Here is a 19,381-nt window from a genome sequence, read left to right on the forward strand (position 1 = left end):
ATTTGGATATAGTTCCTTACCTTTGCCGTCCTATAAATTAGAAAAAGATGAACGCAATTTCTTTTGTTCACGAACAGTTGACTGCTGCAAAGCAATTTCCTAAGTTCAAAGCCGGTGACAACGTTACCGTTAACTATAAGATCGTAGAAGGAAACAAGGAACGTATCCAGTCCTTCAAAGGTGATGTTGTAAAAACGCAGGGCACTGGATTTACAGCATCTTTCACTGTGCGCAAGATCTCTGACGGGGTTGGTGTGGAAAGGTTGTTCCCAATGCATTCACCAAATATCGACTCTATCGTACTGAATAAAGTAGGTAAGGTAAGAAGGGCGAAACTGTATTACCTGCGCGAGCGTCAAGGTAAAGCAGCACGTATCAAGGAAAAAAGGGTTTAGTACTAATACAGGAAAATTAATTCTTGACGGGAGTCCATTGGGCTTCCGTCTTTTTTATTTGGGGTAGAGAAAGAACGTTTGCAGAAACGGTAGGGTGTTTTCAGAAACAGGAAGGTATTCCGGCGCTAAAACATCTGTTTTCCCCTTATCTGCGTATATTTTAACAGATAATCACCGAAACAACTATGCAACAGTGAAAATCCTTCCAAACCCACATCCATCACGCCTTCGCATGCTTCCTTAAAACTTAATTAAAGTCCTGCGATTGCATTGAAAAACCCCGAATTAAAACCTATCTTTGTTAGCTGAACATTATAAAAACTGAGAAATGACTGCAATTTTCGTTAAATCACCGCTTTTACTTTTTCAAGAACTGGGCATGACTGAACTTATCCTTATCGCTTTGGTAGTATTGCTCCTGTTCGGAGGTAAGAAAATCCCTGAACTGATGCGTGGCCTGGGTAAAGGTATCCGTGAATTCAAAGATGCCAAAGACAACGTGCGTCGCGAAATGGAAGAAGGCATGAAAGAAGGCGAAGTTAAGAAGAACGTTTAGTAGCTTCTCTCCCGCAATAGAAAGAGTAGAGGATTTCCGCATTAGATAGAGATCTCCCATTGTAAGATTTAAACTGGTTTGGGTTTGACTGAATTCAGCAGTATATCGTCTTTTCATGAGGCGTTGTATGCCGGAAAAACGACCTGCGAGGCAATGGTGCGTTTGTATCAGGGCCGGATTGAGCAGGCCCGGCATTTGAACGCATACCTGGAAGTGTTTACCCAGGAAGCTTTGACGCAGGCAGCGGCACTGGATGCGCGTATCCAAAAAGGAGAGCGCCCCGGTAGTTTGGCCGGAGTAGTAATAGGCATCAAAGATGTCATCTGCTATAAAGGCCATCAGGTTACCGCTGCTTCAAAGATCCTGGAAGGATTTACTTCCCTTTATTCTGCAACAGCCGTAGAGCGGCTGATCACTGAAGGCGCCATTATCATCGGGCGCCTTAATTGTGATGAGTTTGCTATGGGCTCCACCAACGAGAACTCTGCCTATGGCAATGTGCTCAATGCCCTGGATAATACACGGGTACCCGGAGGAAGTTCCGGAGGGTCCGCTGTAGCTGTTCAGGCAGGTTTGTGCCAGGTAAGCCTGGGTAGCGATACCGGCGGTTCCGTACGCCAGCCGGCCGATTTTTGTGGTATTGTAGGGCTGAAACCCAGTTATGGAAGGATATCGCGGCATGGGCTTATCGCCTATGCTTCTTCATTTGACCAAATAGGCATTTTTGGCTCGAATATTGCAGATGTGGCCCTGGTTCTACAAGTCATCGCCGGGCCGGATTCTTTTGATAGTACAGCGTCTCAAAGCAAAGTACCTGATTATCAATCTAGTCTCCAGCACAATAAAAACCGGAGATTTGCGTATTTAAAAGACGCCCTGCATCACGAAGGCCTTGATCCTGAGATGCGTGGGGGATATGAGAGTTTCTTTGAAGATTTGAAAGCAGAAGGACACACCGTAGAAGGGGTGAACTTCGATTACCTGGATTATGTAGTGGCAGCCTATTATGTGCTCACCACCGCAGAAGCCTCCAGCAACCTCAGCCGGTTCGACGGGGTTAAGTACGGTTACCGTACCCCTGAAAATAACCTGGACCTCACCGATTTCTATAAAAGAAGCAGGTCTGAGGGATTTGGAAAAGAGGTAAAACGCCGCATCTTATTGGGCACATTTGTGTTGAGCGCCGGTTACTACGACGCTTATTTCACTAAAGCCCAGCAAGTTAGGAGGCTGGTAGTAGAAAGGATGCAAAACATCCTGGCCGAATATGACGCCATTCTGCTGCCCACCGTACCTACAACGGCCTTTAAGATTGGAGAAAAAATGGATGATCCCATAGCTATGTATCTGGCAGACATTTACACAGTTTTAGCCAATCTGACCGGGGTTCCGGCAATTTCCGTACCTTTGCAAAGGCATTCAAACGGGATGCCATATGGTATACAGATCATCACGAAGGAGTTTGACGAAGAGAACTTGTTACAAATAGCAAATAGTATGTTGCATGAGCAGCAAGTAAACATAGAATAAAACAACAACGCGTATGACGAAAGTCTTTTTATCACTCCTATTGCCGGCCTTGGGGATATTTACCAGTGAAGCTGCAGCCAGCAATATGAGCCCTAAGGAGATGGCTATCCCGGGAATTGAATTATCCGCTGATACCTCAGTCACTCTTAAGAAATCCGCACACCTGCCGAAAGACACCGTGCTGCCAGCCGCTTCTCCCGCTACCTTAGCGGTGAAACAAGCTGCACAGGCTATGCCAGTGGTCGTTCGCAATCCCAAGGTGTACGAACAAATGAATAATCACTACATTACCGGATATGTAAATGATTACGCCACCCGTTACAGCCAGCACCTCGCGGTGATGGTAGAAAGAGCGGCGCCGTACTTTACTATGATCGAAAAGGTTTTCACAGACCACGGGATCCCCGAGGAAATGAAATACCTGGCCGTGATCGAATCCGGAATGACCTACAATGCCCGCTCAAGGGTTGGCGCCGTAGGAATGTGGCAGTTCATGAGCAGCACAGCCAGGATCTTTGGGCTGAGCGTAGGAAAGAAAGTGGACGAACGTAAGGATTTCTACAAATCCACCGTGGCCGCCGCCAAATTCCTGAATGAACTGTACGAGCAGTTTGATGACTGGTTATTAGTAGTAGCAGCTTACAATTGTGGTGCAGGTGGTGTGCAAAGAGCACAAAAGATCAGTGGAAGAAGTGATTTCTGGGGTATCCAGTATTTCCTCCCCGCTGAGTCCCGCAACCATGTATACAAATTCATCGCCACCGGTTACATCCTGGATCGTTTCAATACCTTCTTTGGTGTGAGCGATAACTATGCAGCCCCTGCAGCAAGAATGACCCTGCCCGCAGAAATGAAGAAAACAGGGCCACTGTCTGACGAAGATCTGTACAACACCGTAGTTTTCAATATCTCCGGTAAATACAAACTCGAGGCGATTGCAAAGAAACTGTCCGTTGATGCAGCAGAAATGGAAAGATTAAATCCAAACTTTGCTTCTTCCCTGGCAGGCGAAACCAGCAGTTACGATCTGAGGATACCGAAAGAGAAAATGAAAACATTCCAGGCAGAGAAAGAAGAGATCCTGAAAGAATCCCTTCAATTGACACTGGATGATAAAGCGGCAACAGTAGATAAGTCACGTTTCCCCGCTCCGGTTAAAAGGCCTGAAGTGAATGCAAACACTGCTAAGAAAAAGGTAGTAACTGCAAAGAAAACGACGACTAAGAAAAAGAAAACAACGAGAAGAAGATAATTTATTGATACTGAAAGGAAAAGGCCCGCATGGATAACATGCGGGCCTTTTTATGTGTTTGCCGCGCAAGAAAGGGCGGTTTCTTTTCTTTTTCAGGTAGAGTCGCTTTTTTAAAAGAAGCTCTTTTCTTAGACTATACGATCGTTACTTCAATCCCTACATCTTCCAGCAACTTCTTCATATGATCAGAGACACCTTTATCCGTGATCACCTGATCAACATCCTCGAGCCGGCAGATCCTGCCAAAACCTCTCTTCCCGAATTTGGAAGAATCGCAGACCACAATTGTTTTCTGTGCTGCTGCCATCATCTGCTGGTTAAGGTGCGCCTCATTGATATTAGAAGTAGTGAGCCCAAATTCCACATCAATCCCATCCACACCCAGGAACAATTTGCTGCAGGAAAAATCCGCGAGGATCTTTTCTGCATAAGTGCCGGTAACCGAAGAAGAGTTATTCCGCAGTACACCTCCCAGTTGCAATACTTCAATATCATGAAAACGATTCAATTCCAGGGCTACATGCAGCGCAGAGGTAATGATCATCAACGGTCCGCGGGGCTGGATATGCTGGGCTACTGCCAGTACCGTTGTGCCGGAGCCAATGATAATAGCATCGCCTGGTACAATGAGAGCCGCCGCCGCCTTTCCGATATTGTTCTTTTCCTCCCGCCTGATCTTCTCTTTCTCATTGACGGGCTTGTCGTTCGTATAGGGATTCTGTGCAGTGGCACCTCCGTGTGAGCGATATAGTAAACCCTTATCTTCCAGTAGTTTTAAATCCTTTCGAATTGTTACTCCGGAAACATCCAGTTCCTTGCAAAGCTCTAGAACGTTAATGTAACCTTTCTCCTGCAACCGGCTCAGAATAAACTTATGCCTCTCTGCGATATTGATCATTGGAATATTGGGATAGCTTCCCGCCTAATTTACAGCAGATTTTTAGAAAAGATGCTAAAATGTTAGCAGCCAGGAACTGAGTTAATAATTAGTTCATATTGATCCCAACTTTATGCCGCCGTGCATAACAATAATTGATCAGATCCAGCAGTGGCCCTGTCATGAATGTAGTAGCCAGTGCCATCAATACTAACATCGCAAATACCTGTGGCGTTAAAATACCCAGTTCGTATCCAATATTCAATACCACCAGTTCCATTAAACCTCTTGTATTCATGAGCGCACCAATGGAAAGTGCTTCCTGCCATGGTTGCCCTACAATCCTTGCTGTTAGCGCCGAACCGGCAAATTTACCGGAAACGGCTACCAGCATGATCACACCAAATACAACCCAAAGATGTCCTTCATTGAGTAAGCCTATTTGTGTACGTAAGCCAGTCAGCACAAAAAAGATAGGCAGCAGGATGAGCACACTTACATCTTCCAGTTTATCCGTGAGTAAAGATTTAATATTCATTTCCTGCGGCATGATCACACCGGCAATAAAAGCACCGAAAAGTAAATGGATCCCGATCACTTCTGCCAGGTACCCGGAAATCAGCAACACAAAGAAAGCTAATGCCACTTTGGTTTTAGACCCCTGCACAGCAGTCATCCTTTTTTGCAGCCATGGCCGTACGAGGAAGAACATGGCAAATACAAATACCAACGCCAGTGAAATAGTGATCACAGCACTGAGGATGCCCGTGGATTTCACAATGGCTACGACTACAGCCAGGATCCCCCAGGCTGTGATGTCATCCGCAGCGGCACAGGTAATGGCCATCGTTCCCAATGGCGTACCCGTTAAACCTCTTTCCTGTACAATGCGGGCCAATACCGGGAAGGCAGTGATACTCATGGCAATGCCCATGAAAAGGGCAAAAGAAATGAAGTTCACATTAGCGGGTGCAAATTCCTGGTAAGTAAAGTAAGCGAGGGAAACACCCAGGAAAAAAGGAATGATAATGCTGGCATGGCTGATCATCACCGCATCATGCGCTTTCTGTCGAACCTTACTGATATCCAGTTCCATGCCCACAATGAACATAAAAAAGGCCAGGCCGATCTGGCTCAGGAACTGCAGATTAGTTAAAGAAGTTTTCGGGAAAATAGCGTTCATCGCTTCCGGCCATACCAATCCCAGCAGGGAAGGCCCAAGTACGATACCCGCAACAATCTCACCTACTACAGCAGGTTGTTTTATTTTTTGGGCGAGGTAACCGAATAACCGGGCCACGCAGAGGATGATAATGATCTGTAAGAGCAGCAGGCTTAGAGGATTTTGTGCATGGTGTAACAGTTCGCTGAATACACCGGAACCGGGGGCTGCTGGTGCAGCAGGCGTTATAGTGGTCAGCGGTGCATGCTCCCGCACTGGTAAACGTTCTCCCTGGGCAATGATAAACCAGATAAGTGCGGCAAAAATGCCGATGATCAAAGGATAAAGCAGGTGGCTCTTCTTCATGGAACAATCTGAATAATGGCCGAAATATAGGAAGAAATGATGAACGATGTATGTCATCCTGTTTTGCGGTAGATGCCCGCGAATTTGTAATTTTGCAGGCATGAGTGGAGAAAAACTTCGTTTGGACAAATATCTCTGGGCTATACGCCTCTTCAAAACCCGTACCCAGGCAGCTGCAGCTTGCGATAGCGGCAAGGTGAAACTCAATGGGGCTGCCGTAAAAGCAGCAAAAAGCGTTAACCTTGGAGACAAGTTTGATGTAAAAACAGAAGCCAGGCGCTGGAGGATAGAGGTGGTAGGCCTTTTACAGAACCGTGTGCAATACAGCGAAGCCATTAAATACTACGTGGATATTACACCTGAAGAGGACAAATTGCTCAACGCAAGGATCGCTGCCAGCTTTGATACCGGCAAGCGCCAGAGCAAAATTGGCCGTCCAACCAAGCGGGAACGCCGGGATCTGGACGATTTTATGCAGGAAGATTAATATTCTTACTAAATTCGCACATTCAATTTAATAGATACAATGGCTAAGCAAAGCGATGTTCTCAGCGCCGATTTCCTGGTAAAAGTGGCGGAAGAGTTTGGTACACCGGTTTATGTGTATCATGCCGAAAAGATCAAAACACAATACGAGAAGCTTCAGAAAGCCTTTGTGAAGGCCGATGCGCGCTTTTTTTATGCCTGTAAAGCATTGACGAATATCAACGTGCTCCGGTATATCAATTCTATCGGCTGCGGGCTGGATACCGTCTCTATCCAGGAAGTACAACTGGGCCTCAAGGCAGGTTTCGATCCTAAAAACATCATTTTTACCCCCAATTGTGTTGACCTGCAGGAGATCATTGCAGCAAAAGACCTGGGCGTAAACATCAATATTGACAATATTTCCATCCTGGAACAGTTCGGTAACCAGTTCGGCGGCAGCTATCCTATCTGCATCCGTCTGAACCCGCACATCATGGCAGGAGGGAACTTTAAAATATCTACCGGCCACGTGGACAGCAAGTTTGGTATCTCCATTCACCAGCTGCGCCATATTGAGCGGATCGTTAAATCCACCAAACTGAAAGTGACCGGGCTGCACATGCACACCGGTTCTGAGATCAAGGATGTGGATGTATTCATCCGCGGGGTGGAGATCATGTTTGAAATGACTTCTCATTTCGAAGACCTGGAATTCATTGACCTGGGCAGCGGATTCAAAGTAGCTTACCAGCAAGGTGATCCGGAAACGGATATTGATCTGCTGGGTAAAAAGCTCACCGATGCTTTCATTCATTTCTCGAAATCCTACAAACGCCCGCTGCAACTGTGGTTTGAACCAGGAAAGTTCCTGGTGAGCCAATGCGGATACTTTGTGGTGAAGGCTAACGTGATCAAACAAACTACGGCTACGGTTTTTGTGGGTGTGAACTCCGGTTTCAACCACCTGATCCGTCCTATGTTCTACGATTCTTTCCATCTCATTAAAAATATCACTAACCATAAGGGCACAGAGCGCATCTACACTGTAGTAGGTAATATCTGCGAAACAGATACTTTCGGCTGGGACCGTAAGATCAATGAAGTACGTGAAGGAGATTACCTGGTGTTCTACAATGCCGGTGCTTATGGTTTTGAAATGTCCAGCAACTTTAACTCCCGCCTGAAACCGGCAGAGGTAATGATAAAAGATGGCAAACCTTACCTGATCCGCAAGCGTGATACGATTGAAGATCTGCTGAGGAATCAAATAGAAATCCCCCTGTAAACAATGGAGGAACTGATCCGTTCCCTGGAGGCGAAAGGTTATTCGCAATTTGCGCGCTACGGCTTCAGGGAGCTGATCCTTCCTTTGCGGGAAGGTTTGCAGGCCCGGAATATTTACCAGCGCCTGCTTTTCCTTTTCTTTTTCCTGGGCTGTATAGCTGCAGTTGCAGGAGCCACTTACTGGATCGCAAAAGGCCAACTGACCGTTCCGGCCTTTTTTGGATGGCTGCTATTAGGCATTCCCACTACTTTTTTACTCGTTCCTTTACATGAAATGATCCATGGCTGGATGTTCCGCTGGTATGGAGCCAGGGATGTGCGCTATGGGGTGATCTGGCGATACCTGATGTTCTATGCCGTGGCCCATGCTTTTGTGATCAATTACCGGCAGTTCCGGTACATCGCCATGGCCCCTTTTGTAGTCATTTCCGGTTTGAGTGCGGTTGTTTTCTTTTTTGTACCGGTAGAGGGGAAAGCCCTGCTTTTAGGACTGTATACTTTTCACACCCTTTGTTGCGCCGGTGATTTTGGCTTATGCGGGTATTTTTATATATATCGGCACCAAAGCCCCGTCAGTTTTGACGATGCGAATACCGGCGTTTCTTATTTTTACGCAATCCAGGACACGAATTATCCCGTTTATCCGGTAAATAATACTTCGGATGTAGAAAACCCGTAACTTTGTGTAACCTTCCCCCGCAACAATTCTGTTATCCTGCACTGTCAATTGGTTTAGCGCTGTTATTAGCACTTTTTTGACGTTTATTTATATGGAAATATTAACTGCACACCCGCGTTTGTTTAAGGGAGATGAATTGATCGACAGTCACATTTCATTTGGGCCTTACATTCGCTACATGAAACAGAAAGCTACGCAGGCCAAAGGCGCCCGCGCTGGTTATTTCTCAGAGATCGTACGCCATTTTGAGAGCGATCCCGCATTACTGGAACCATTAGAGAAGGATACGGACATTTCCAAATACCAGGAATACCTGGACCTCATTACCGCCACCGTTTTTCCGGTAACCATAGATGATACCAAAGACATTTACGGTATAGGTGCTCCCTTCCGTTTTGCCATCTTCTATTATTCTGAAAGGTTCCGCCAGCTCTTTTCCGAAAACGGCCATGAACTGATGGCTATTCCCAAAGGTGTTTCTGAAGAGAAAGTGAAAAAGGATAAAATGGCCTGGATGTATAAACTCATCCTGGAACGCTGGTACAATCTCCCCATCAATTACGATAATGAGATCACCCACAGCATTGTACATCCGGACACGGGTATTCAACGGTATATTAAACTGGTGATAGACCCTCGTTTTGTAGATGTAAAACTGAAAGGGGAACTGCCCAAACTGGATTGCGGGCGGATCTGCGTAGGTGATTTCAAAATGCAGGATATCGGCGATCTGCAAAAACTAATACCGCTGGAGAATTTCTCCCTTGAGGGATTTGCCATCTGGACTATCAAGGACGTTACACAGGAACATGTGGTGAATGGCATGAAGAACCTGGTGCTGAACATCCGGAAGGACAATGAGCTGAAAACATACGTAAAGGCCCGCGAATATCTGAAAACGATGATCGGTCGTCCTGATGTAAGTCTGCACATGATCCCTTTCATCAAGGTGAATAATAAGTCCGTACTGGATAATGCCTACGTGGCACAAAGCATCATTTTCGCCAACGCGCGAAACGATGCAGAGCGTGCCGGACTCAACGACCAGTTGCTGGAATTCCTGGATACCAACCCCCAGCCGCTGGTGCTTTCAGAGATCAACCGACAAACAGTAGAGTTATATCCTTTCTTAAGATATCTGCCTTTGCAGGGCATTAAGAGTTTCATCCTTTGCCCTATCCGGCATGAAGATATACTGCTGGGTATGCTGGAAATAGCTGCTTCCACAGATGAAGCGCTGGACTGGGAAATGCTGAACCGCCTGCAACCAAGTTATGCCGTAGGCACCTTGCTGTTGCGCAGAAGTATGGAACTGGCCAATGAAAGGATCAACGATGTGATCAAAGAACAGTACACTGCCTTGCAGCCTGCCGTAGAATGGAAGTTCACGGAAGCAGCATGGGAATATCTGCATACACCCAAAGAACAGCAGAAAGATATCGGCAACATACTTTTTGAAGGTGTGTATCCTTTATATGGTGCGGTAGATATCCGCAACTCTTCTGTAGAAAGAGGCTCTGCGATACGGGACGATCTGCGCGAACAGTTACAACTCATTCAGCATACTTTCCGCCAGATCAACGGAGATTTAAATCTGCCTTTACTGGAAGAATTGCAGTATAAGAATAACCGCATGCTGAACAGTATGCAGGATTCTCTCTTCGCAGAAGATGAAGTGAAGATCAACGAATTCCTGGACCATGAGATCGCGCCTATCTTCCGTCATCTGTATGACAGTGAAAGTGAGTTCAAACCTTTGCTGCATCATTATTTTGAGAAGATAGACAAGAGCACGGGCCATGTGTACCATCACCGCCGTGAGTATGAAGAGAGTTTGCAGAAGATCAATTCTGCGGTGAATAAGTATTATGAGAAAGAGAAGGATGAATTGCAAAAATCTTATCCCTGCTATTTTGAGAAATACAGAACGGACGGCGTGGAATATAATATCTACATTGGCCAGTCTATTGCACCGGACAGGAAGTTTGATAACCTGTACCTGCGCAACCTTCGCCTGTGGCAACTTTCCTCTATGGCTACCATTGCACGCATCACGCATGAACTGGAACCTAAACTGAAAGTGCCTTTACAAACCACCCAGTTGATCCTGGCGCATAATAATCCTATCGATATCAGTTTCCGTAAAGATGAACGGCGCTTTGATGTGGAAGGGGCTTACAATATCCGCTATGAGATCATGAAGAAACGGATCGATAAAGTGAGGGTGCAGTCAACTAAGGAAAGGCTTACACAGCCGGGTAAGATAGCCATCGTATATTCTTATGGCCGGGAGGCAGAAGAATACCGCAAATACATTGAGTTCTTACAGAACAAGAACGTCCTCTTACCTGAAGTGGAAATGCTGGATCTGGAAGAACTGCAAGGTATCAGCGGTTTAAAAGCCATTCGTTTGAGTGTGAACTTTCAAGGTATCGTTCCAACAAATAAAAATTAGAACTTAAATCCAAACGTTACGTAGGGTAGGGTTTCCTCTTTGGAACGCCCTACCACTGCGGTAATGATCAGCATATTAACAGGAGAGAAGTAAAGCCCCCCGCCATAACCATCATGCCATTCGTGTGATTTCTCTCCATCTTTCCAAACTCTTCCCACATCATTGAAAGCGATCAGCCCAACAGATCCGGGCAGGATATAAGAAGTGAAATCAAACAGTTTTACGCGCAGCTCCATGTTGTTATACACCATGGCCCTTCCGGCAAAACGGTTGTTCCTGTAACCACGAAGATTAGCCGTACCGCCTAATGTCATAGACTGGAAGAATTCCGGCTGGCCCCAGGTAACACCTCCGCCAAAACGGGATACTAATACAACGCTGGCTGGTAATCCCAGGGACGCGTAAATGCTCATGTCCGTACGAAGTGTGGAGTAACTGTTGCTGAATTTATTCAGCCCGGTATTGGCCTGGTAAGTAGTAGACCACAATAATCCACGGGTGGGATTCAGATCATTATCACGCGTATCTATATTGAAACCTGCACTGATCCCTGCGTAGTATTTGTTTTTGAACAAAGTAGCAGAGTCCAGCATATTGGCTTTGTAGTTAGTGAGGAAGCGGTTTTCATTATCTTCTGCTTCCAGGGTAACGGCAGAAACCGTGGGACCTGCAAAGAACGTAACGTTCTGTGTAAGATTGGTGCGTAAGGCTGCTGATACGGAATAGATATTAAAGCGGCTGCGGTAATACCGGATCTTTGGGTCGGTAGTGTCCTTGTATTCCGTTTCATTACCAAATCCAAAGAAGTTCACCGTATTGTGAGGTGCTTTAGCAATACCCGTTAAGAGCAGGTCGGTTTTTCCGATCACATCATTGAACTGACCCTGGTAACGGAACTGGTAAGCCTGTGTTGCTACAGCATGCGTACCTGTGAAGGTATGTTTTACGGCAAAGGAATCTTTGCGGAAGCCATGGCCAATGTATTGAATGCCTAAACCTAAAGATACTCCGTCGTCCAGGTTGTAACCTGCCGCCAGTAAAGGCATCACCTTGTTATATACAAACGCTCTTCTGTCATATTTGATCACGTCCGGTTTGGAAGACAGGCGTAATTTTTCTCTTCCGGTTACGGCAAAGCTATCTTTCCGGTGTGCCAGATCATAAATGAAAATGCGTTTACCGCCACCGCCATCGGCGCTGTCTATGTAAGTATCTTTCTCTTTTCCGCCAATGATGCGGATGCGGATAGGTGATCTGCCTTCTCCTTTAATAACGAATTTATCTTCCCCGCCTAATCCGTAGAGTGCGATCTCTTTGGTATGTGCAGGATTAAATGTTCTGCTGTACAGCGTTTGTTCCAGGTCTCCGCTTTTACTGATCTTTTGTGATTGTACCTGTACTTTCCCTTCCGGTAAACGGGTAACGGTGAACTGTTCATCTTTGAACGTACCGGTTATATCCACGCCTTTTGCCAGGAAGCGATAGTATTTCATGGCCTGTACAGGCAGCTTATCCCTTCTTACTTTCAGGGTGCTGCGCATCATTTCGCTCACCTGTTTATTGATGGTATCAGGGAACTGAGTGGCCGCTTCGTCTATCAGGTTATCCGTCATCAATGCAGCAAAAGCAGTGCTTTGTTTTTGCCAGGCATCTTCATCCAGTTCACTCAGGAAATTACGGTCCAGGAAACGGGCGCTGAAATTGAAACCATTGATGTAAGGGAATTTCTTTCTGAAACCCTGGATAGCGGGCAATAGCCATGGGCGGCTTACCAGCCGGGGAATTAAACCTTCGTTCACAAAGAAAGCCTGGTCCCTGTCCCGCGGGATAGGGTAGAAGGTTTTTTTCTTTTTATCTTTTTCTGCATACCAGCGCCATTGATCTTCATGCCTGTCCCAGTCTGCTATGAACATATCCAGCAAACGGGCCTGTAAATAAGAAGGCTGGTGCAGGTTGTTGTCATTATCCTCCAGCAGGTTCTCCATCAACTTTTCAGAGTTGTAGGTCTTATTGGTGCTCACCGGTTCTCTTTCTTCCAGCAGGTACACACCATCTGCAAAATCTTTTCTGTAAATGCCCAGTGCCGTATCATCCGGCAGGTATACAAATTCAGGGTTGGTATAAGGTACGCCTGCAGCTCTGGCAAATGGCCTTACAGCCAGCGGGGCATAAGGGTTGGCAGCAGAGATCTGATCCTGTACTACTTCCTTTGCAAAAGTTTCCCGTAATGCTTCCGGCATAGCGGAAGTGGGCCATTTACGCAAAGAGCGCAATACCCATTCATTGCCGGATTTATCTTCCAGCCGGAGGGAACGGGTTTGTTTACCACCGCCTCTTTTCAGGATCTTCAGACCACCTTTAACAGTGTCCAGGTTGATCACAGGGAAGGTAAGCGGGGTAGCCCATACTTTGCGGTAATTATCGCCCAGCAGGAAACGGTGAAAGCTGCCGGCTTTATCATATTGCGGATCAGGAGGCAACGTTACAGTAGCTGGCGCATCCTTACGGCTGGGATAATTTTCTTCTCTGCCACGGTAAGTACTGAGGTTATAAAGGTTCTGGCTAAAGATGGGTGCTGCATCTTTATCATTATAGAAGTTCGCCTTTACGTTGCCATTGGTCATTACTTCTATTACCGTAAAGCCATTTACACGGCTGGCAAATTCAGAGAGGTTGCCTTTTTTTACACGGTTATTTTTTACGCCGGAGCCGCTTACGATATAACTTCTGCCCTGATCTTTGATCAGCTGCAGCGTATGATCATGGCCGGAAACAAATACTACCTGTGCATCTTTCGGCAGCGCTTCTTCAATGCCTTTCACCATTCTCTTGTATAAAGGATGGGGCAGATCTTCTGTTGTGCCAAATACGCCTCTTACCAGCGGATAGATGGAACCGATCACCGGCAGCGGAATATAAAGACCCGGCTTTGCATCCGTTAAGGGGAAAATATGTTGTTTGATGGTATAATAACCACCATGGATACCGTAACTGCGTAAAGGGTGATGGGTAGCAAATACCATCAGCTTGCCGGGATTGAGGGCGGCAATATCATTAATGGCAGAGAGTACTTCATCCTGTGTTTTACAATCGCAGCCAGATTCAATACCGGGTTTTTTACCGGGGTACAACCACCATTCACTATCCATCACGATCAGCACTACATCTTTTCCTAAAGGTACTGCAATGGGGCCGGGGCATCCATCTTTGGGAAGGAATTGCAGATTAGGCCATCCCAGCGAATCTATATAGCGTTGCTGGTTGCGGATGGTTTGCCATCCATCTGGTTTGTGGCGGCTCCAGTCGTGATTACCCGGAATGAAGATCCCTTCTGCTTTGGTATCTTTTAACAGGCCTGCCTGGTAATCCAGGATAGCTTGTGCTTCTTTATAGCCTGGAGCATTTACATTAGGTAACCCCAGCGGATATACGTTGTCTCCCAAAAAGAGCACTGTGTTCTTACCTTTATTCAGGTCTATCAGCTTGCGCACTGCATCTATCGTGGGATTGGTGCCATGATGGATCTCTCCGGCATCTCCTATAAGGATGATCCGCTGCACGATACTGTCTGATTGCGCATAACAAAAAGACGAGATGAATAAGGTGGCAACAAGTAAGTAGAGTTTGGAACGCATATAATTATGGCTGAGGATGATATTTGTATTTAAGGATGTCTGCCGTGTGCTCTTCATCTCCTTCATTAGAGATATACATATCTCCATTAGGTGCAAAGGTAATGCCTTCCGGCTGATTGAAGTCCCGGGAAGACAGTTTGTGTGTTTCCAGCACTTTGCCTGAAAGGTCGGTTATTACCAGCAGCCTGTTGATAGAAGCCACGATATATACCTTATTTTCGATAGGATGTACAGCAGCGGCAGAGGGCCTGAAATGTTTGGACGGTGATTTTGCCAGTTTGGAAATATCTGCATATGGATAGCTGAACACCGGCTCCGGTGAGAATTGCAGGGAGTCCATGGAAAAGGCATAGGCGCTGGTGGCTTTCTTCTCTTTATCGTCCGCACAGTTCTTACAGATAACGATGGTGCTGTTACGGGTTGGATCAAAGTAGGCTGCTTCAAATTCTTTTGATCCTGCATCTCCTTTGGGGAAATGATATACGGTGGAAGAAGTGGTATCTGTGAACAGGCCATTTACGATATGCAGGCTTCCGTTGCTTTTCAGTACGATCCATTCCTTGCCGGTGTTAAGGATCTCTTCATAATCCCCGCTTTTGCCGAATTTCCAGAAAGGGTAGGGGGACTTGGTGCGCAGGCCTACCTGGAACACCTTTCCCTGTTCATCATTAATGGACATGAAATGTTCTTCGTCCTTATAATATACGATACCGGATATCTCTTGTAATGACTCTCTCACTTTGAACCGCTCCGGGCTTTCCATCTTGTATCCTTTAGGGGAACTGATGTCTTTTTGCGGGTTCTGGTTCAGTCCCTGGCAGGATATGATGGCTATCAGCAGGCAGTAGAGCATGATCATCTTCATAAGCCTTAACTTTAGGAAGTAAAATTAACGCAAAAAATGCCGTAATTTGGAATTGAATTCTTTCTCTGTAAATACAAGTTCCGATGGAAATTAGTTCAGTGATCGCTGCGGCGAAGGTTTATGTTACCCAGCAATTTGAGCAACGGCCGGACCCTGTGTTGGTGTATCACAACATGGCACATACGCAGCAGGTAGTACAGGCGGCAGAACAGATCGCCGCTTATTACCGCTTAACAGATGCGGACCACCTGGTAGTATTACTGGCAGCCTGGTTCCATGATGTAGGGTATATACTGGGCGCCCGGGCAGAACATGAACAGGCCGGCGCTAATGCAGCACGTGAATTCATTGCGTTGCAGCAATTGCCAGAGAGTGTGGCACTGGCTGTGGAAGGTTGCATCCTGGCTACCCGGATACCACAGGCACCTAATAACCTGCTGGAACAGATCGTTTGTGATGCGGACCTCTTTCACCTGGGTTCCAAAGAGTTCAGCAAGCGGAATAAACTGCTCAGGGCGGAAGCGGAACTGGCAGGCAAACAGGAGATCTCCGGTTTGGAATGGACCATTTCCACCATCAATTTCCTGGAAGCACACAAGTACCATACGGCTTATAGTCAGACACTCTTAAAGCAGCAGAAAGAAGAGAACCTGGAGCGCCTGAAAGCCAAACTGGAAAAGAAACAGGGAGAAGCTATACAAGAGGCGGTGGCTGAACAAAAGAAACTGGATAAAAAAGCAGCTAAACAGGAAAAGAAAAAAGAAGAAAGCAAACCGGAGCGGCCGGAAGTGGAAAAGCAGGAGAAACTGGGCAGAGGGGTGGAAACCATGTTCCGTACCACCAGCACCAACCATATACGGTTAAGCTCCATGGCAGATTCCAAGGCCAACATCATGATCTCTGTGAACGCCATTATCATTTCTGTACTGCTCAGTGTATTGTTACGCAAACTGGAAGACTATCCCAATTTCATTCTTCCATCCATCATTTTTTTAACGACGAGTGTTACCACCATCGTATTTTCTATCCTGGCCACCCGCCCGAATGTTACATCCGGCCGGTTCACGCTGCAGGATATACAACATAAAAAATCCAACCTCCTGTTCTTCGGCAACTTTCACCAGATGAGCTATCAGGAGTATGAAGATGGTATGGAAACCATTATGAAGAAGAACGATTACCTCTACAGCAATATGATCCATGATATCTACAACCTGGGTGTTGTACTGGGTCGTAAATACCGCATGCTGCGGATCGCTTATAATATTTTTATGTTCGGGATCATTGCCTCAGTATTGGCATTTACGATCGCAGCATTGTTTTTCCCGGTAAAAGGATAGTCTTGCGCACAGAAACTGATATTACATTATACGATCGTGACCTTAGCTGGCTGTCCTTTAATAACCAGGTGTTATTAATGGCCGCTAGTGAGCAGGTGCCGATCTTTGAGCGGGTGCGATTCTTATCCATCTTTTCCTCTAACCTGGATGAATTTTTCCGGGTACGTATGCCAGCCATTCTTGCCCTGCAGCAATTACAGGTTACACAGGAAGGTTTGCTGCCTGCCGTTCAGCAGGTGATAGGCCGCCAGTTGCAGGAATTTGGCAGAATACTTACCACTGAAGTATTGCCAGGGCTGCATCGTTCCGGGATCCATCTTTATTATGGAGATGTGATACAGCCGGCACATCAACAGGCCATAAAAGATTACTTCTTTAATACGGTACTGGGCTTCCTGCAACCACAGCGGATAAACATGGAACATCCCGTAGAAGTGTTCCTGGAAAATAATGCATTGTACCTCGTGGTTTGCTTTGAGCAGGGCGGGCATGCATTGGTGAACATTCCTTCTAATAACCTGCCCCGTTTCCTGAGTTTACCAGACCAGCATATTATTTTCCTGGACGATGTGATCAGGGAACATTTGTCTTTCCTTTTCCCGGGATCACAGATAACAGGCTGTTACAGTATCAAGCTAACGCGTGATGCAGAAATAGATGTGGATGAATTCAGCGGGCACTTATTGCAAAAGGTGGAAAGCATGCTCGTGAAAAGAGCGCTGGGTTTGCCCACGCGTTTCCTTTACGACAGCAAAATGCCGGAAGACCTGAAGCTGAACATGGCTGCTTATTTTCGTATAGCCCCGCAGGAAATGGCCGGTGGCGGAAGGTATCATCATCTCCGCGATCTGGCAGACCTGCCGGTAAAAGATCCGGCGTTGAATTATCCGCGTTTGCCGGCAGCGCGCGTAAAAACACTGGAAGGAGAAGAGAACCTGCTGAACACCATCCTGCAAAAGGATGTGTTATTACATGTGCCTTATCAGAACTACGATTATATCCTCCGCTTTTTCAATGAAGCAGCTACAGACCCTGATGTGCAGGAGATCTATGTAACCCTTTACAGGGTGGCCTCCGGCTCGCAGATCGTGAATGCATTGATCAGCGCAGCACGGAATGGCAAACAGGTAACGGTGATGGTGGAACTGAAAGCGAGGTTTGACGAAGCGAATAATGTACGCTGGGCCAAACGGATGAAAGAAGCCGGTATAAAGATCCTGTACAGCATCCCTAACCTGAAAGTGCATGCGAAAGTAGCACTGGTAAAACGCAAACGCGGATTCAGATGGGATCATATCGGGTTATATGCTACCGGTAATTTCAATGAAAGCACCGCACGGTTCTATACGGACCATGTATTGCTGACGGCACATACCGGCATGACGCAGGAACTGGAACTCTTATTCGTATACATGCAAACAGGTATCGCACCTGCTAAATATAATTTCCTGCAGTTTGATCATTTACTGGTGGCCCAGTTTAACCTGGTGAACCGTTTTACGGAAATGATCCGCCGGGAAGCAGAGAATGCGCGTGCAGGGTTGCCGGCGCGTATTGTTATCAAACTTAATAACCTGCAGGAGAAACAAATGATCGCTGAACTGTATGCCGCTGCAGAAGCAGGTGTAGAAGTGAAGCTGATCGTACGGAGTATCTGCTGTATTGTACCAAGGAAAGGGATCAGCATTCACCGGATCGTGGACCGTTACCTGGAACATGCCCGCGTGTTTGTTTTTCATAACAATGGCGCGGAAGAAGTGTACCTGGGTTCTGCAGACTGGATGAACCGTAACCTGCACCGCCGGATAGAAGTATGTTTTCCCATTTATGATCCAATGTACGCACAGCAGATCAAAGATATTCTTGCTTTGCAACTGGCAGATAACACAAATGCCGTAATATTGGATGATGAAATGAAGCCATCACCGGTGCCCAGGGTACCCGGCGATCCGGAAGTAAATGCGCAGAAAGGCATTTATGACTATGTGCATCACCTGTAATGCTTTATAGTATGGTCAAAGCTACATCAACTGATCACTTTGTAAAACTGGTGAACAACCGTTTTAAGTTTTCTTTATTCCTCTTATTCAAGTTACCCAGCGCCTGGTTATCCGGTGTGCGGATGCATAAAATGGATGTGCATAGTGCCACCACGGTGGTACCTTACCGCTGGTTATCACAAAACCCTTTCGGCTCCACTTACTTTGCCTGCCTGGCCATGGCGGCGGAAATGAGTACGGGCGTATTGGCCATGGCACATGTAACGGATGCGCCTGCACGTGTATCCATGCTGGTGACCGGGCTGGAGGGCATCTTCCTGAAGAAGGCCAAAACCCGCACTTATTTTACCTGTGAGCAGGGAGATGATATCCGCAACGCTATCATGCAGGCTGTGGAATCCGGTAATTCATCTGCTATCACCATCAGCATTACCGGCAGATCAGATGACGGTACGGAGATAGCGAGGTTCAAGATCACATGGAGTTTTAAAAGCACACCGAAGACATAAAAAGAGAG

Annotated in this window: 15 protein-coding genes; 11 read left to right on the plus strand and 4 right to left on the minus strand. The window is 46.5% G+C overall.

The annotated features are described in order from the left end of the window. Positions 1–47: 47 nt before the first annotated feature. The 4 genes from rplS (at position 48) to GFS24_RS22380 (ending at position 3,733) form a co-directional block, all read left to right on the plus strand. Positions 48–395, plus strand: a complete 348-nt coding sequence (rplS, locus tag GFS24_RS22365; protein ID WP_153663444.1) for a 50S ribosomal protein L19 — start codon at positions 48–50, stop codon at positions 393–395. A gap of 379 nt (positions 396–774) precedes the next feature. Further along, a complete protein-coding gene (locus GFS24_RS22370) occupies positions 775–951 on the plus strand; it encodes a twin-arginine translocase TatA/TatE family subunit (RefSeq protein WP_305764203.1) in 177 nt (58 codons plus the stop codon). Between the two features lie 84 nt (positions 952–1,035). Then, positions 1,036–2,481: an Asp-tRNA(Asn)/Glu-tRNA(Gln) amidotransferase subunit GatA gene (gene gatA / locus GFS24_RS22375; RefSeq protein ID WP_153663448.1), complete on the plus strand. Its 1,446-nt coding sequence runs from the start codon at positions 1,036–1,038 to the stop codon at positions 2,479–2,481. A 13-nt stretch (positions 2,482–2,494) separates the two neighbouring features. Then, a complete protein-coding gene (locus tag GFS24_RS22380) occupies positions 2,495–3,733 on the plus strand; it encodes a lytic transglycosylase domain-containing protein (protein ID WP_153663450.1) in 1,239 nt (412 codons plus the stop codon). Positions 3,734–3,866: 133 nt separating this feature from the next. On the opposite strand, the gene GFS24_RS22385 is transcribed toward GFS24_RS22380, so the two are convergent. After that, positions 3,867–4,631, minus strand: a complete 765-nt coding sequence (locus GFS24_RS22385) for a DeoR/GlpR family DNA-binding transcription regulator (RefSeq protein WP_153663452.1) — start codon at positions 4,629–4,631, stop codon at positions 3,867–3,869. An 88-nt stretch (positions 4,632–4,719) separates the two neighbouring features. After that, positions 4,720–6,138: a cation:proton antiporter gene (locus GFS24_RS22390; protein ID WP_153663454.1), complete on the minus strand. Its 1,419-nt coding sequence runs from the start codon at positions 6,136–6,138 to the stop codon at positions 4,720–4,722. A gap of 100 nt (positions 6,139–6,238) precedes the next feature. Between GFS24_RS22390 and GFS24_RS22395 the strand changes: the two genes are divergently transcribed. The 4 genes from GFS24_RS22395 (at position 6,239) to GFS24_RS22410 (ending at position 11,024) form a co-directional block, all read left to right on the plus strand. Beyond that, a complete protein-coding gene (locus tag GFS24_RS22395) occupies positions 6,239–6,625 on the plus strand; it encodes an RNA-binding S4 domain-containing protein (RefSeq protein ID WP_153663456.1) in 387 nt (128 codons plus the stop codon). A 39-nt stretch (positions 6,626–6,664) separates the two neighbouring features. Next, on the plus strand, positions 6,665–7,891 hold the full coding sequence (gene lysA / locus GFS24_RS22400) for a diaminopimelate decarboxylase (RefSeq protein ID WP_153663458.1): 1,227 nt from the start codon (positions 6,665–6,667) through the stop codon (positions 7,889–7,891). 3 nt (positions 7,892–7,894) lie between these two features. Further along, positions 7,895–8,569 (plus strand): DUF3267 domain-containing protein, encoded by a 675-nt coding sequence (locus GFS24_RS22405; RefSeq protein WP_153663460.1) that lies wholly within the window; start codon positions 7,895–7,897, stop codon positions 8,567–8,569. Between the two features lie 91 nt (positions 8,570–8,660). Further along, positions 8,661–11,024: a hypothetical protein gene (locus GFS24_RS22410; RefSeq protein WP_153663462.1), complete on the plus strand. Its 2,364-nt coding sequence runs from the start codon at positions 8,661–8,663 to the stop codon at positions 11,022–11,024. Here GFS24_RS22410 and GFS24_RS22415 read toward each other — a convergent pair. Further along, positions 11,021–14,659, minus strand: a complete 3,639-nt coding sequence (locus tag GFS24_RS22415; RefSeq protein ID WP_173003158.1) for a BamA/TamA family outer membrane protein — start codon at positions 14,657–14,659, stop codon at positions 11,021–11,023. The two genes, GFS24_RS22410 and GFS24_RS22415, sit on opposite strands and share 4 nt — an antisense overlap. Before the next feature lie 4 nt (positions 14,660–14,663). Then, a complete protein-coding gene (locus tag GFS24_RS22420; RefSeq protein WP_153663466.1) occupies positions 14,664–15,524 on the minus strand; it encodes an SdiA-regulated domain-containing protein in 861 nt (286 codons plus the stop codon). A gap of 83 nt (positions 15,525–15,607) precedes the next feature. On the opposite strand from GFS24_RS22420, the gene GFS24_RS22425 reads away from it, so the two are divergent. The 3 genes from GFS24_RS22425 to GFS24_RS22435 are packed head-to-tail and all read left to right on the plus strand — an operon-like array spanning position 15,608 to position 19,373. Further along, positions 15,608–16,864 (plus strand): Pycsar system effector family protein, encoded by a 1,257-nt coding sequence (locus GFS24_RS22425; RefSeq protein WP_153663468.1) that lies wholly within the window; start codon positions 15,608–15,610, stop codon positions 16,862–16,864. A 2-nt stretch (positions 16,865–16,866) separates the two neighbouring features. Next, positions 16,867–18,864: a polyphosphate kinase 1 gene (ppk1, locus tag GFS24_RS22430; protein ID WP_153663470.1), complete on the plus strand. Its 1,998-nt coding sequence runs from the start codon at positions 16,867–16,869 to the stop codon at positions 18,862–18,864. A gap of 11 nt (positions 18,865–18,875) precedes the next feature. Further along, entirely contained in the window at positions 18,876–19,373 is a 498-nt protein-coding gene (locus tag GFS24_RS22435) for a DUF4442 domain-containing protein (RefSeq protein WP_173003159.1), read from the plus strand. The last annotated feature ends 8 nt before the right edge of the window (positions 19,374–19,381 follow it).

The organism is Chitinophaga sp. SYP-B3965 (genome assembly GCF_009647655.1).
Lineage (GTDB): Bacteria > Bacteroidota > Bacteroidia > Chitinophagales > Chitinophagaceae > Chitinophaga.

Bases quoted from the DNA above. Each gene is read 5' to 3' on its own strand.
- GFS24_RS22395 (WP_153663456.1), top strand. From the start codon at position 6,239: ATGAGTGGAGAAAAACTTCGTTTGGACAAATATCTCTGGGCTATACGC.
- GFS24_RS22420 (WP_153663466.1), bottom strand. From the start codon at position 15,524: ATGAAGATGATCATGCTCTACTGCCTGCTGATAGCCATCATATCCTGC.
- GFS24_RS22435 (WP_173003159.1), top strand. From the start codon at position 18,876: ATGGTCAAAGCTACATCAACTGATCACTTTGTAAAACTGGTGAACAAC.
- GFS24_RS22380 (WP_153663450.1), top strand. From the start codon at position 2,495: ATGACGAAAGTCTTTTTATCACTCCTATTGCCGGCCTTGGGGATATTT.
- GFS24_RS22415 (WP_173003158.1), bottom strand. From the start codon at position 14,659: ATGCGTTCCAAACTCTACTTACTTGTTGCCACCTTATTCATCTCGTCT.
- GFS24_RS22390 (WP_153663454.1), bottom strand. From the start codon at position 6,138: ATGAAGAAGAGCCACCTGCTTTATCCTTTGATCATCGGCATTTTTGCC.
- lysA (WP_153663458.1), top strand. From the start codon at position 6,665: ATGGCTAAGCAAAGCGATGTTCTCAGCGCCGATTTCCTGGTAAAAGTG.
- GFS24_RS22385 (WP_153663452.1), bottom strand. From the start codon at position 4,631: ATGATCAATATCGCAGAGAGGCATAAGTTTATTCTGAGCCGGTTGCAG.
- GFS24_RS22425 (WP_153663468.1), top strand. From the start codon at position 15,608: ATGGAAATTAGTTCAGTGATCGCTGCGGCGAAGGTTTATGTTACCCAG.
- GFS24_RS22405 (WP_153663460.1), top strand. From the start codon at position 7,895: ATGGAGGAACTGATCCGTTCCCTGGAGGCGAAAGGTTATTCGCAATTT.
- rplS (WP_153663444.1), top strand. From the start codon at position 48: ATGAACGCAATTTCTTTTGTTCACGAACAGTTGACTGCTGCAAAGCAA.
- GFS24_RS22410 (WP_153663462.1), top strand. From the start codon at position 8,661: ATGGAAATATTAACTGCACACCCGCGTTTGTTTAAGGGAGATGAATTG.
- GFS24_RS22370 (WP_305764203.1), top strand. From the start codon at position 775: ATGACTGAACTTATCCTTATCGCTTTGGTAGTATTGCTCCTGTTCGGA.